Source organism: Lewinella sp. LCG006 (assembly GCF_040784935.1).
Lineage (GTDB): Bacteria > Bacteroidota > Bacteroidia > Chitinophagales > Saprospiraceae > Lewinella.
In genome coordinates this window covers 7027182-7042828 of record NZ_CP160680.1, presented here as the reverse complement: position 1 = coordinate 7042828, position 15647 = coordinate 7027182, and the positions used below count along the sequence as shown (strand labels likewise).

General features: G+C 49.2%; 6 protein-coding genes. 3 read left to right on the top strand and 3 right to left on the bottom strand.

Translation table 11 applies throughout. The features are described 5' to 3' along the window. Positions 1-196: 196 nt before the first annotated feature. On the top strand, positions 197-2119 hold the full coding sequence (locus AB0L18_RS25840; RefSeq protein WP_367390213.1) for a serine hydrolase domain-containing protein: 1923 nt from the start codon (positions 197-199) through the stop codon (positions 2117-2119). 221 nt (positions 2120-2340) lie between these two features. Further along, positions 2341-2826, top strand: a complete 486-nt coding sequence (locus AB0L18_RS25835) for a hypothetical protein (protein WP_367390212.1) — start codon at positions 2341-2343, stop codon at positions 2824-2826. A 357-nt stretch (positions 2827-3183) separates the two neighbouring features. Here AB0L18_RS25835 and AB0L18_RS25830 read toward each other — a convergent pair whose 3' ends face one another. The 3 genes from AB0L18_RS25830 to AB0L18_RS25820 form a co-directional block, all read right to left on the bottom strand. Beyond that, positions 3184-10074 carry a gliding motility-associated C-terminal domain-containing protein gene (locus AB0L18_RS25830; protein ID WP_367390211.1) on the bottom strand — a complete coding sequence of 2297 codons (6891 nt, stop codon included), beginning with the start codon at positions 10072-10074 and terminating at the stop codon, positions 3184-3186. 272 nt (positions 10075-10346) lie between these two features. Further along, positions 10347-10799, bottom strand: a complete 453-nt coding sequence (locus AB0L18_RS25825) for a hypothetical protein (protein ID WP_367390210.1) — start codon at positions 10797-10799, stop codon at positions 10347-10349. A gap of 124 nt (positions 10800-10923) precedes the next feature. Continuing rightward, positions 10924-13269, bottom strand: coding sequence for a carboxypeptidase-like regulatory domain-containing protein (locus AB0L18_RS25820; protein WP_367390209.1), 2346 nt, complete (start codon positions 13267-13269; stop codon positions 10924-10926). 130 nt (positions 13270-13399) lie between these two features. Between AB0L18_RS25820 and AB0L18_RS25815 the strand changes: the two genes are divergently transcribed. Then, the gene (locus AB0L18_RS25815; protein WP_367390208.1) at positions 13400-15646 is read left to right on the top strand and encodes a right-handed parallel beta-helix repeat-containing protein; all 2247 of its coding nucleotides are present in this window, start codon (positions 13400-13402) and stop codon (positions 15644-15646) included. Position 15647: the final 1 nt, after the last annotated feature.

The following is a 15647-nucleotide window of genomic DNA, read 5'->3' as shown; positions in this document are numbered from 1 at the left end:
TCTGTTCGGCGTCGGTTGCACCTACGTCGCTGAATACTTCGCTACCCCGTTAATCTTTCCATAAAGTTTAAAGTTTTAACAAAATCTTAACTATTCTTTTGAAAGGTCCTCCGTTGTAACGGTTGGATTCGACTTCAAACATAAAACGACGAGATCATAGGCTTCGGTCAATCTTCTTGTGAGCCCCAAACTGATTATGAACACAACTTCACGGGTAGTCGTAGTACTGAGCGCTGGCCTGTTTTGCTTCTTTGCATTTCGTACTTATCTTCCTTTCCCCATTGCTGAAATGGAGGTTCCCGCTGCGGATACCTCTTCCCTGGTCGATAATTATGGTTTGGACCGCTTCGAAGAAGAGGAGCTGGAATTGTCAGATGATCACTGGTTGCCAGAAATTGCCGTAGGCGGGGTAGCCGGTGGTGCCGTCGCTGGCCACTTGTTGGATACCATTGATTTTGCCGCTTGGCAGCGTTATACGCATCAGATTGTCTTAAACCATAATTTTGGAAATATTTTTCCATTGCATCCGGCCCAGCAAGTAAAGCTGGTTCGACCAGTGAATACCATCTTTCCCGTTTTCTCAAATGACTTAGGCGAGCGCACCAACTTTCGTGAATTTACCTGGGAAGGCACATTGCCAACACTGCCCGAAGCTTGTGAAGAACAGGAGATCACCTTGTTGCTGTTGGACCATGCTTCCCTCTCGAATTTCAAGGCAGATTTTGCTGGCTTAATGAAAATGTATTCAGAACAGCCACTGGTAATCTTGTTTTTTGGTCAATCAGAAGACGACTATCTGGCGCAATTGCCCGTTCCTGTATTGTTTTTACCCGATAATGCGCCTACCTCTCAGGCCATGGCGGCCCAATTATTGTATGGTGCCCAAAACCTGAATATGTCTTCTGGTGGTATGTTGGCTGCTTCTCGACTGGGGCATTGCCCACCGGAGGTGGCGGGCATTGACCGGGAAAAATTGGCCAGTATCGACGATTATGTGCAACGTGCCATCCGTAAAAAAGCCATTCCTGGTTGTCAGGTATTGGTGGCCAAAGCGGGGCATATTGTTTATGACAAAACCTTTGGTTACCATACCTACGATAAACTACAACCCGTTGACCCACAGGATGTGTACGATCTCGCTTCGCTGACCAAAGCTGCGGGAACCACCCTGGCTGTGATGGAGCTCTATGATAAGGAGAAGGTTGATTTATCTGAACGCCTACAAACGTACCTCCCGGCCTACCAAAAAAGCGGCCTTAAATATTTGCGTTTACGCCATTTGCTGGCGCACCAAACGGGCTTGCAAGCCAATTTACCTATCGCTCAGTTCCTGCGTAAAGACGATCTGTTTCACATCGAAAAAAGTGAAAACTACCTTACAGCCATTGGCAAAGACTTTTATATAAAAAACGGTGTTAGAGATGATTTGCTCACAGAGTTAGGACAGGTGCGCACCCCTCGTCGACCCTTTTACCGCTACAGTGATGTGAACTTTCTGTTGCTCCAGCAAGTCGTCGAAGAGGTCGCTGGACAGCCGCTTGACACTTATTTGCAGCAGTATTTCTACAATCGCATGGGCTTGCACCGCCTCCAGTTTCGACCCGGCTTGCAGATCCCGGAAGAAGAGATTGTCCCTACGGAGCTAGACAAAAAATGGCGCAAGCAAGTCGTCCGCGGCGAAGTACACGACGAGAGTGCCTTACTACTAGGAGGTGTTGCTGGCCACGCCGGACTTTTCAGCAATGCGCGTGACCTGGCCGTCGTCTTTCAAATGCTACTCAACCACGGATCTTACGGCGGCCAACAATTCCTGCAGCCCGCTACCATCGATAAGTTTACCAGCCGCAATGGCTACAACTACCGCGGCTTCGGCTTTGATCGCCTGGCCGGTCACTCCAAATCCCTCCAAGCATACGGCGCCTCCAAAGAAACCTTTGGCCACACCGGCTTCACCGGCACCTGCGTCTGGGCCGACCCCGACAACGACCTCGTGTTCATCTTCCTCTCCAACCGCATTTATCCGGACAAGTACAACAATAAGCTGCAAAAACTCGGCTTGCGCGAGCGTATCCACAAGATCATCTACCAGAGCTTGGATAGTTTTCAGGAGGAGGTTTAAGCAAGGGTGTAAGGGTTGGAATAGTGGAAGGGTGTAAAGGTACCACCCAACCACCAACTGCTCAAGGTCGGAAGTCGGAATTGAGAAGTCGGAATTTTTAAACCGCACTCCGCACATTACCGCACCCCGCACTGATTGGAAAAGTGTAAGATTGGAAAGGTGTAAGGAGAAGATCATGTTTGTTTGTGATATGATGTTTTTAACGCGCTAATTAATATAAAATGATGACTAAAATCTACGTCCAAGCGGATAAGAAAAGCTCTTTTTTAGCTTATTCCATCAGCCTTTTTTACCAAGCCCAACGATTATTCCGGTCTTTGTTTTTTATGTTGACTATTTTTATTGCTACAAGTTGTGAGAAATCGATGGAAGAAGAATGTCCGGAAGGAATTAGCTTGACCTCAGCCATTGTTGGAGAATGGGAACTGATCGAACAACTAGGTTTCCCCTATTCATCAAATCAATTTGAGCCGGTAGTTAACACCTCCTTGTACGTAATCTTTACAGATGATGGGACCATCACATTTGTAAATGAAACAGCATCTGATGTTGCGGGAGTTTATCAAGTCGATGATACTACTGAAACAATATCAATCACAACAACAGTTTCTTTTGAATGGCAAGTCAGCTATTATTCGACTTGTGAATTCATATATGACTTGATCACAGATGAAGGGTTGTCAAGGTTGAAATTTAGAAAACGGTAATTAAGAAGAGGCTTACTACGTACCAATAGCCCATTAAATTATAACAAATGTGCCTACGGGGTCTTCCGATTTTGAAGTCGGAAAGCGGAAGTGGGAATTCGGAAGTAGCCAGGTTCACGAAGAGAAGGAGGGAACCCACCACAAGAATTTATCAATGATACTCCTTCAGAAGTACAGGGAGAGTGCACACTATTAGCGAATCCAAATACTTCCGACTTCCCACTTCCCACTTCCGACTAGCCCATTAAATACTAGCCTACATCTAATCAATACCCTGTACCAAGTACCCATTATCTAGTACCATAAGGCTTGCGTGGGGAATCGCCTTTATTGGATACTCAAGAGCAAGCCTCACCATCACCTCACCAAAACCACATCCCCCTTCAACACCAAAACCGTCCCATCCGTGAATTCGACTTCTACAAAATAAACGTATACGGCACTCGGTGCCGGGCTGCCATTAAACCACCCATCCCAGCCAAATAGCGGGTCATTGGGAGGAAAATTCTTTTGGGAAAACACTTGTCCGCCCCAGCGATTAAAGACTTCCAAACGGCGGATCAGGGCCACTTCGTTGGCGGCGAAGGGGTACCATACTTCGTTGTCGCCCACGCCGTTGGGGCTGAAGGCGTTGGGGAGGTAGACGCGGCGGGGGAATTCTACGATCATCGGGATTCGGGCACTGGCGGCGCAGCCAAAACTATCCCTTACTCGGAGGTAGAACACCGTGGTTTCCTGCGCGTAGATGGTGGGATTGAGGCAATCATCACAACTCAGCTGACTGGTCGCAGGTAGCCACTGGATGAAGGTGTCGCCGCGGACGTTATACAGCGGGATAAAGAGGGTGATGCTGTCGCCATAATCCAAAATAATCTGTTCTGGGGCATCCAAAAAGAGAGGGAGTGGCTCCATCATTTCGGCTTCGTCGGTGAAGAGGCAGCCGTTTTGGTCGCGGATTACCAGTAAGTAAGTGCCAGGGCCGGCGTCGATGCTGGCGTCTTCCGTAAAGGTTTGGCCCCCGTCGGCAGAAAAGACGTAAGGCGGGGTGCCTCCATCGGGAAAAAAGGTAAAGGTACCCTCCTCTCCGGAGCAAGCCGGGTCCAGACGTTCCAAGACATTGGTCAGTGGCGGAGGTTGCGGCACTGTGTAACTGGTCGTAAAGAAGCAATCATTGTCGTCCGTAAGTTCAAGGGTGTAGCTGCCTGCCTCAAGGCCCGCCAAGGTAGGGTTGATGGTACCATTTTCCCACGCGTAGCGGTAGGGTGGGGTACCTCCGCCAGCTTCCACACTGATCTGTCCATCGGCAAAACCAAAGCAACTGATGCCTTCGATCTCAAAGTTATCAATGCTCAAGGCCGAAGGTTGTTCAATCATCAGATCGGGCACCAGTAGGTTACAGTTTTGAGCATCGGTGACCAATACTTCGTAACTGCCAGCCAGTAGGTTGGTTAAGGTTGGAGCATCCGGACCGTGCGCCCATTGGTATTGATAGGGGCCGGTGCCGCCCATCACCGAAACCGCTATTTGGCCATCCGCCAAACCAAAGCAACTGACATTTTCCTGCTCCAGCGAATTAACTACCAAGGGGGCTGGCCCCGGAACGAAGTAAGGAATAAGCGTGAGGCAATCGTTTTCATCCGTAATAGTCAAGTTGGCTTCTCCGATGGGGAGATTCGCGTTCGTCAAGCTACTGGTGCCATCTGGCCAAAGGAGGCTCAGGCTGCCCGTACCACCGCTAAGGTTGCTGATTTGCACCGAACCATCGCTGCTGTAGGAACAGCTGGTAGCATCAATACTGAGTTCATAGCTGATCGCAGGCGGTCGATCAAGCCAGAGGGTGTCGCTTACCAGCAAGCAATTGTTGGCATCGGTGAGGCTCAGCTGGTAAGGGCCCGCTGGCAGGTTGTTCTGCTGCGCAGCATTGGGCAAACCGCCCGACCAACTGTAGCTGTAGCCAGGGGTGCCGCCATTTACTTGTATCTGAATACTTCCGTCAGCCGTATTGGCGCAACTGGTGCTTTGCAGTTGGGCGTCCAGCATCAAGCTGTCTGGTTGGTCAAGCATGCCTTCGGCGATGGAGGTACAGCCGTTGGCGTCGGTGATCATAAATTGGTAGCTGCCAGCGGTTAGGTCTGTAAAAATGGGATTGTCCTGAACTTGTCCGTTCAGCTCATAGGTCAGTGGCATTTGTCCCAGGGTGGTGCTTACGGCCAGGGCTCCGTCGGCGGCACCTGCGCAAGAGATAGCTTGGCCGTTGTAGTCGGAAGCGACGGAGGTCGTGCTTCTCAATTCCGGCAATACCGTGATCTGAACCGTATCCCGCGACACACAATTCGGCCCGCGCTGGGTTTCCAGCTGAAAACTATAGGTCTGCGCGGTCAGGGAAGAATTTGGCCATTGAAAGAGCGTAAAAGAGCTGTCCAGCGGGGTGATGGCTCCCAGTGGACTACTACCTAAGGCTGACCATTCAAAGGTCATGCCATTCAAGCGTTCGTCAGTTCCTAGCCAAATGCTTTCATCACTACAAAGCAACTGATCCGGACCAGCATTGGCCAAAATCGGGTTGGGTAGCACGTAGACCAGGGGAGGGTCGCAGGCACAGGAAAAACCGCTGTTGCGATAGGTGACCAGCAGTTGGCAAACCTGATCGGTAGTAGCCGTATAGGTGATGCTGTCGAGCCAACTCGCATTTGCTGCCAGGGTAATCGGACGCGGCAGACTCCCATAAAGCAGCTCGTCACCAGGAGAAATGGTGCCCGATAAATCATCGTCTACATAAACTTCCCAAATGATACTGTCCGTCCTGGCGGGGGCATTTTGAAGGTTTTGCAGGCGTAACAAGGTGGTCAATGTTTCCCCCGTCTGCCCGAGGGGTAAGCTGCGATGTTCAGTAATCACAAAGTCCAGCTCGTCTTTGAGGACAGCGGTGGTGATGGTGTCACTGTTCAATACCAAAAGAATGGCACAACTGTCGGTCGGGCTCAGCCCGCAGGCTACCTGGGCTTCCAGTACGGCGGCCAGGCTAAGTTCTGCTGCTTCGCAATCTAATTCCGTGTTACGTAAATCGGTGAGCGAAAATGGTAAGACGATACTGTCTCCCGGCGGCACCCCGGCGGGCATTTGAAACCGCAAGAACCGTCGATCCTCTATGGTGGTGTTGCTGGTCAAGGCCACCGTGGGAGGATTCGTTCCGGGCAGTAGATCAAAGGCGGCAGGCAGGGTGATGATAGCGAATTCAATATCCCTGCTGGGAAACGGCCCCAGGTTGATGAGTTTGGCGTTGATTTGGGTCGTGTCACAAGCTTGCAGACCTCCTTCGGGCGTACCCAGGAAAAGCGCGTAATTGTTGGCCGTTTCCGGCAAACCCTGGATGAGCAGCCGCTCGGAGAAAGCCGTACGTTCTTCAAGTGCGCCGCAACTATTGCTAGCTTCGGTACTAAAACCAATGCGCAAGCCTGCATTCAACCCACAGCGTGTAAGCAGCTTGAAGGACAGTCGGTAGGTATTGGCGGGTGCTTGATTGACGCCGGGGAGGATCGCCAAGCCATTAGGGTCATTGCTCAGGGGCCAGGAAAAGGTATTGTTGCCCAAGGCAATCGGGTCCGCAAGGTTAAACCAGTTGCCGGAATTGGCGGGTATTTCTATCGTACTGGTCCCTGGGATGATTTCCGCACCCAAAGGCAGTTGGGTCCGCATTTCGTGTTCGTAGGCCGCAGGCAAATTGACATTGCTCACCACGATACTATAATCCAGCGGTTCACAGAGTGGTGCTGGCAATGGCGGACCTTCTACGTTGAGATTGAGTGATACCGGTGTGGGTTGGATGTACAGCGCCAGCTCTTTGTCAGCACATTGAAAGAAAGTACCCGCCAATTGGTAGCCTGCGCCTGGATGAGGGTTGGGATAATCCAAACAGCTGTAGCCCATGCGCAGCAGCAGTTCCTGCCTCGCACAATCAGTATACAAGCCACTAATGCGGAACCGGCGCGTTGCAAAGGCGGCAACTTGCCCAATCTGAATCCAGTAACTACCCCCTGCATCATAAGTCTGCCACGGAAAAGCAATCGGGTTGGCCGGATCGGTAATGTCTTCGATAGCGAAAATAGCTACGGCACCTGCTTGCTCCAAAGCCAACCAAACGTGCTGTAGGAGCTTATCTGGGTGACCATAGCTGGTATTGTTATTGATATTAACCTCCCAGCGAACGGTATCCGAATTGGGGATGAATTCTTGTGGGGAAGCTAGCAGCAGGTTGGCCCGTGGCCCCAGGTAAGTCTTGTTGCTACTCGTATCACGGGAGGTGATGGTATCTCTCCATTCCACAGGAGCGTTGAGGTACCGAATCATGTCGGCCTCCATCTGGATTTCAAAGGGTGTATCATTGGGCACCAGACAGCCTGGAATGGCCCGGAAACGAATGTTGTGCACAGGGTTACTGCCACCAATGACCAAGTCGCCTTTGGGCCAGGTGCCGGGATTGACGTAAGTAAAAGTCGTGTAAGCACCATCAAAACTAATAAGCGGATCGGGTAGAGGAATGGTCACAAAAGGAGCTCCCGCAGCTATACCATCATTTTCATCAAAAGAGCCATTAGCGAGCAGATCGCTGCTCCCGCTTTGGTGCTCCCAGTTGCCTTCCAAAATCATCCTCACCTCGCTGACATCGACAATGGAACGGACTTCATTGGGGAACTGGTCGGCGTCGTAAATATGGCCGGGGTTAGTGATCGCATTGTTGTTGAAGTAGATGGCTGCGCATCCGTAGTGCTCCTGGCTGGAATATACGAGACTAGCATTGGGGATGACCTGTTCCAAAATGAAATTATCGAGGTATTCGTTACAGCTAATTCGTTGACCATTTTGCAATAGGAAAAACTGTCCTTTCAGCTCTGGTACGGGAACGGCTCGACGCGGCGTGTTTTCGGTTACCCGAGTAAAGATGCGCAACACCATACTGTCACCTGCCATCCGTGTGACGTTTTGCAGACAGCCACCTGCTTGAAAAAAGCTCTCCAATTGGGCCGTAATCGTATGTTCTCCGTTGCCGGGATCGAAGTTGGTCAGGAAGGGCGGATCGACACAGGAGTACACAGATCCGTCTTGTGCAAAATAGTCAAAGGTCGCCCCAATGGGCGCAAAGTGAGGGAGGGTAGGATCGGCAAAAGCGGCATCAATGCCTTGGTATACCAAGCGGACATTGAGTGCGTCAAAAGGACCGCTACCGCGCAAAATACCATTCAAGGTAAGGGCCACGGAATCGCGGTTGATAGCAGCTCCTGTGTTAATGCTTGGATCGGTGTCGGGGTCTACTTGCTGGGTATGAGCGCTATTGGTCCAGCCCATACTGATTCGTTCGGCTGCAAAGCCACGGGTTTCTACACCTTCCAGGCAGGTCTCACACTGCGGAAGGTAATCGAGGACGATCTCCTGGCAGTTGATCCTTTTCATAGGCCCGCAATCAGAGTCGCAAAAGTAGAGGAAGCTGATGTTCAGAGTGGTGTCAACAATGGTTTCGTTGCAATCCATGCTGACGTTGAGCCCCCAAGGCTGGGTGTAAGTACCTCGTTCGTTGCTGGCTAGCCAGATGGTATCACCGCTTTGCCCAACAATGCCCGAAAAATCGCCAGGACCATAGGCGCTAGGTTCAGCTACTAATCCATCCGGCAAGATGATTTCTAGAATAAAGGAATCGGTCGCGCCACAAGGGCTGTTCCAGGCGCCATCGGGCCGGATTTCCATGGTGGTTACCTGTCCTTGACTGAGGTTGTTCTCTGCAAGAGTAACCGTATAGATAATAGAACGATGGGTGAAAAGAGAGACAATGTTGGTACCCACATCATTGACGCTGTACCAATAGGCGCGTGGTTGGGAGCATTGATCCTGGTATTGATAACCGAGGCGGAAGATGGTTTCTGCTCCTCCGTTGTAAGGATAGCCGCTGAGAAAAGCACAGCCGGAGGTGGCATCAGGGTCGTAGATAATCAACACTTCCAAGGTGGTGCTACTGCCCACGGGGAGGTCGTCAAAGAAGCCATCATTGTCTATATCCCTTAGCCCGCCAGGGCCATCAGGATCGCTGATCATTTGGCGAAAATCCAGGTTGTAGCCTCTTAAGGGATTGGGGTTGGGGAATTGATAATTGCCTAAATCCAGTAATACGCCACCCATTTCTACCAAAATGGTCCAGTTGGGGAAAATGCTTAAATCAAAGGGTAGCGTGCTACTGAAGAGGTTGTTGTTGAGCCCCATACCCAGAACCAGGTCGTAAACGGCACCAGCCCCGGGAGCATCTTCTCCACCTAGGTTTTCCAGTAAGTAGCTCAGTCGCAGCGTATCGCAAAAGCCTCCACCTACGATACTTGGCGTATTGGCCGCTACCTGATTGGCAAAACCATTGGTATTGGTAATCCGCAAATCAGGCGAACCCGTTGCTTGGGTAAGAATGGTATTGCTGATAAAGCTCTGGCAGACTACGCTGCCACAGCGCCAAAAAAGTTCGATAACAGAATTGGCAGGAGCGCAATCCAGCAGCCTCACGGTTTCGGTCAGGAAGAGGGTATCACCAGCATTGAAGCCATTGTCTCCACCTGGCATGTCAGCCCCCGTCAACATAAAGGTATCAATGCCGGGCGAACTGCCGAAAAGACTACCAATATTCAAGCCCAAAGATTCCATCCCTGGATCATAGCGATTGATGAAAAACAAAGTATCTAAGATCGCACCGGGCGTCGATTGAATGACGGTAAATGTTCGTTGCCCGCTGGCAGCTACGGCCAGGTTGAGCACGGGGGCATCAACATTAGTAATGACGACCTCCGGAAAGAAGTAATTGGCTAAGGGCTGTTCTTGGGCTTGTTGCACACCAGAGGGCAAGGTCAGTAGGTAACGCGGCCCACTACTATTCGTAAAAGCACAATTGATAATACAGGCAATACTTATCTGTTGGGTAGACAGTGCCGGTAGCGAAGGATAGTTGAACTGGGGCGAAGAAAGATTACCAAGGTTGGCCTCCGTAAAGGGCCCTTGCAAGGAGCCAGGAACATATTCCATGCCGGGAGGCAGAATAATCTGCAGTGGCAGGTTGGAGAACCCCATACTTCCAGCGTTAATCACCGAAAGCGTGAAGCGTTCAGCACTACCACAAGCGACCATTGTCTCAGGCGCGGAAATAGGGGTAAGAATTACTTGGGCATGACTAGTCGTCAGACCTAAGCAAACCAGCAATATAGAAAAAATACAGTGTTTCATGGGGTACTGATAAAGCGGTGCTTATCATTCCATGTGATACTTAGGCAGGCAGTGTGTTGTAAAGGGAAGGTACGCGTTTAAAAGCGTCTCAATAGTGCACAAGATAGAGAAGAACAGGGGTTTAATGAAATTGTTGGGAACTGATTTTGGAAGGGAAGAGAGCTTAAGGCATAAGTTGTCTCTGTAGATGCAAAAAAATGTCAGCGAAAAAAAAGCTACCACGTCAAAATACGAAGAGACGCAGTAGCTTTTTTAGCGGGTATTACTTTTGATTAAAGGACAAAGCCAATTACCAGAATAACCACGAGTACCAATAAGCCATATAAGGCAGAAGTAACCAAGTCGCGATCAATCAGTAATGCGATCAAAACGCCCAGTAGTCCAAGGAGCAAGCCAAGTAAGAAACCACCAAGATTTACGGTGGTGCCAGCCTCCGCATGTGCTGACTTTAGGTCCACGCGCTCACCTTTTTTAAGCTGGCGTTTTACTTGACGCTGGACGACTTTCAGGACGAGTTTTTCTTTCAGGCTTAGCCGTTCTCCCGTTCTTGCGGCAACATCTTTAGCACTCAAATGAACAAAGTCTTCGAGGTTGTCTGTGCCGAATTGACTTTCAAGGAATGCTTTGTTGCTAGCGTCATTAATAGCAAATACAGCAGCATTGGCATTAGAGAAGCTGAAGGCTAAAAGTGCCACTAAGGGTAAAATGCGTAATAATTGTTTCATGAAACTTCAGGTTTAAATGTTAGATTTTCGTATCGATTAAAGGCATGAAAACGCCTGGTTAGGCGAACTCGAAACTTCAAGGAAGTTATTTATGTTCGCTTTCCCTGATAAACATAAGGCTTTTTTATTTTCCTTTCCACGAAAAATTCCAGGTGATGCTCGGAATGACCGGGAATAACGATACCCGAATCGCTTTTGCTTGCGCAGTACCTGCTGCTGCATCGGTGCTCAAATCGTAGTAGATGAAGAAAGGATTTCTACGGTTGTAAATATTATAAACCGAAAATACCCAACTGGAATGAAAGCGCTTCTCTTGTGCTTCTGGTTTTCGGGTGTAGGTAGCTGAAACATCCAGGCGATGATAGGGCTGAATGCGAGCGCTGTTGCGAATGCCGTATTCCTGCACCAGATTTTGTTCAATAAAATAGAGGCTTTGTAGTGGGGTATAAGCCTGACCGGTGCCATAGACGAAAGCACCACCAACTTCCCATTTGGGGGTAAGCTGGTAATTGGCTACTACTGAGATATCGTGCCTTCGGTCGTAAACGGCGGGAAAGGGATTGCCGTCGTTGATGTCCGGGAATTGCCGTTCGGTTTTAGATAAAGTGTAACCAATCCAGCCAGTGAGGTCACCTTTGCGTTTGTTGAGAAAAAATTCTGCCCCATAGGCTTCCCCCTGGCCAAAGACAAACTCGTTTTCGAGATCGTCGGCCGCGTTATTGACGTAGTTCTCCCGGTAATCGATCTGGTTATCCAGGTCTTTGTAGTAGATTTCTACGCTGGTTTCGTAGGTGTTGTCATTGAAGTTTTGAAAGTAGCCAAAAGCGTACTGAATGCCTCGCTGAGGTTTTATTTTTTCGGTACTCGGCACCCAGATGTCGGCGGGTAGGGTAGAGGTGGAGTTGCTCACCAGGTGAATGTACTGATTGGTGACGGTTATGCCCGCTTTCAAACTTGCCGCGGCTCCCAGCTTGTAGCGACCACTCAGGCGAGGCTCAAACCCGGTGTAGGTCGTTACGGGTTCGTTCTTACCGTACACGGTGCCGTCAAAAGGCGAAACATAAGGGCCCAGCTGGGTGAAGGTAGAGAAGCGAATACCGTAATTGATACTCAGGCGGGAGCTTAGCTTCCAATCGTCGAGGATATAGGTGCCGGTTTCGTGGGCGTATTTAGGTTCCAGGTTATTAGAGAAGGTTTCTTCGCCGTTGGTGGCGTTAGCAATGTTGGGCGTGAGCTTGTGGTAGGTGTAATGGACGCCAAACTTGACACTGTGTTTTGGGTTAGGAAAAAAGTCGAAATCGAGTTTCAAGTTGGCATCCCGAACGCCACTGGCAACATCGACGGAAAAGTCGGCCTGCCCGCCTTCAAAACCAAAATCATAGTCGTTATAAATAGCCGACAGGTTGAAGAAGAGCTTATCGTTGAAGAGATGATTCCAACGCAGCGTAGCGGTAGAATTCCCGTAAGGTAGATTGAAAAAAAAGTCACGAACACTGCTGCGGTACTGGAGCACATCGCGGCCAAAATAGCCGCTGAGGAATATCCGATCCCTGTCCGATATGCGGTAATTGACCTTGGTATTCAGATCGTAAAAATAGTAGTTGGTCCCCGCAAAGTTGGTGTTGTTGATGATGGGCTGCGCCAAATCCAGCGCGTAGGTCCGGCGGCCGGAAACGATGAAGGAAGATTGGTTTTTAGCAATGGGCCCCTGTACCGTAAAGCGACTCGCTACGATGCCGATGCCACCATCAACTTCATAGCGTTGCTTGTTTCCTTCCTTCATCTGAATATCCACTACGGAAGACAGGCGCGAGCCATAATTGGCAGGCATCCCTCCCTTGATGAGGGTCGTATTTTTGATGGCGTCAGGATTGAAAACGGAAAAGAAGCCCAGCAAGTGGCCCGAGTTGTAGACCGTCGCCTCGTCGAGCAAGACCAGGTTTTGGTCGGGGCCACCACCACGTACATAAAAGCCTGAGCTACCTTCTCCCGCTGACAGTACTCCCGGTAGCAACTGGATCGCTTTCAAAACATCCACTTCACCCAACAGTGCGGGTAGTTTCTTGATTTGATCCGTAGATACCTCCAGCGTTCCCATTTGGGTATCCTGCACGTTTTTATCCTCTTGTTGACCAACGACGACCACCTCCTCCAGCGCTACACCGACACTCAACTCAATATCAATGGTTCTCTTCTGATCCAGGTTTACCGGGATGATTTTATCCTGAAAACCCAAGTAGCTGACGACGAGGTTGTATTCCCCTTCCGCCAAGGTCAGGGAATAGAAACCATAAACGTTGCTGACCGTACCCTTTTCTGGGTTTTCTGCCACGTAAATATTGGCACCGATGAGGGTTTCGCCGCTGTCGCCATCCGTCACGTAGCCACTAATCGTATGATTAGTCTGAGCGATGGAGAGGAGCGGGAATAAGGAGAGGAAACAGGATGTTAGTAATAGAATTTTACGCATTTTGGGGTATATTGGGAAGGTCAGTCATGAAATGGAAAATAGACCAATAAAACGAACCTTGGAGGTAAGAGGTTCAAATAGTATCTTTTTCTTTTCTAGAGTTCTTTTTGTGTTAACGAAATCTAATTTAATGCGATCTCTTTTGTTCCTCTTGTGCTTTACTCAAGCATGCTATTTGTTGGGTACCACCTATTATTTAGATTTTACGAATGGTAGCAATAGCAATGATGGGTTAAGTAGTGCTACCGCATGGAAAAACTTCTATAAGATCCGGGAAGTCAATAGCCCGGGAGATGTTTTTTTGTTCAAAAGAGGTGAGGTTTGGGCGGGAGAGCAACTCTATCTGACGACTTCTGGGACCAATACCCAACCGATTCGTTTTGATAATTATGGTGATGGTTCAGCTCCTTTGCCAATCATTACCAGTGTGACGGAAATTGCAGGTGCTGATGATCCTTTACAATGGACGGAAATGATGACCAATGTCTGGGTACTTTCCTTGATTCGATCTCCTGGGCGATTACTTCTAAATCAGGTAGAATATTTGCGGGCCAATACGGCAGGCGAAGTGGGAAGTACCGATGGAGAAGGAGCAACAAGTTACTGGTATTATGACGGAAATACCAGCTTGCTTTACCTTTATGCTAGTCAAAATCCAGCACTTTTATACAGCAGTATTAGCGGAAGCAAGGACTTCTATGGCACACTCATTTTTAATGCAGATTACCTTACTTTTTCTAATCTCGATTTCCAGGGAGGTAGTGGTGCCTCTTTGGCTATCCTGGGTGGACAGCATATTGAGGTAAGCAATTGTTCGCTGGGAAGTTGGGGCGGCACAGGTGCTTTACTGCTTGAATCCAATGTTTCCGGAAGTCGAAGGGCTTGTAGCGATATCCTCTTTTTTGAGAATAATGTTAATTCCAACTTTCAGTTGATGTACGGCCCTTTTTCTGAGCGTGGTTGTGGAGATGGTATCCGGCTGCGGAAGGCTGCCAGTAATTGCATCATAAGGGATAATGTGTTCAAAAACTGGGCTCATAATGCCATCGAACTTCTAGGGGATGATTCCGCGGCCGATGGGGTGAATAATAATTTGATTTATAACAATAGCATTTCTGCACCAGATATTCCCTATGCTCACCCTCTGGGAGCCGATGGGGTTTACGGTAAATGCCAGTTCAACGAGTTTTACTACAATACAGCTACCAATTGCCGTACGGCTTGTCAAATCAATGGCAACAACAATTGGATACATCATAATATCCTACGGAATATGCGCCATTCGCCCGCCAAAAACTCGCCAACAGCGCATGGTTTCATCTTGGCTGTCTATGGTACAGATTTAGTGTGCGAAGACAATCGTTACGACCATAACCTCATTTACGATACCGACGAGGCTGGATTCCTCCTTCGAAATTATGGATTCGGTCAACAGGTTACCGGAAATATTATTCGTAACAATGTGATCATCAACGGTGGTCAGAACCCGTATGACCTCGACTACGAAGAAGGAACGGCTATAGCCATTTATGACAATGGGGTAAGTGGAAATACCTTTCAAAACAATGCTTTCTACAATTATTCCTCCGGTACGGAGTTTGTCTATTTGGCCTCCGCAGGGGGCAACTACTCAGCAGATGACTTCAATGGTCTGGATGGGCAACAAGGCAATACCATCAGTAATAACCTGGACGGTGATCCACTGCTCACCAATGTTGCGGGAGGGAATTATTTACCTACGAATAGCTCTCCCCTCATCAATGCCGCTATCGACGTAGGGCTTCTATTTGATTTGGTGGGAAACGATCGCATTTATGGTGCGGCGCCGGATATTGGGCCACTAGAAACCAATGTACTCGTACCGCTGCCCGTGACCTGGGGAGCGATGAGTGTACAACTGACCGTCGAGAAGGACGCTTTAGTAAAGTGGGAAATTGTGACCGCTACCAACCTTCGCTCTTTTGTAATAGAAAGAAGTACCGATGCCCGTAATTGGGAGGCAATAGGGGAGCTGCCCGCAGAAAATGGCGCGCGCTTATATCAATTTCTGGATCGTGAAATTGCAAGCAGTAGCTACTACCGTATCCGTCAGCTGGACTGGGATGGAGCCTTCGATTTTTCATCGATGATTTACCTGGAATATCCAAATTCAAAGGACTACCAACTGACTCGAATAGCTCCTGATCTTTGGCGCATAGAGTGTCAGTTACCCGAAAATTGGTCTCAAGCAAACATTGTGGTCTACAGTGCTACGGGAGTGCCTTGTTTGCAGGTCAACGGCCAAGCGGATTTCGATACGCATCAGCTTCCCTCAGGAACTTACCTGCTCCTACTCAGCAATGGTATGCAGCAGCGTAGTTTCAAATTGATTAAATAGT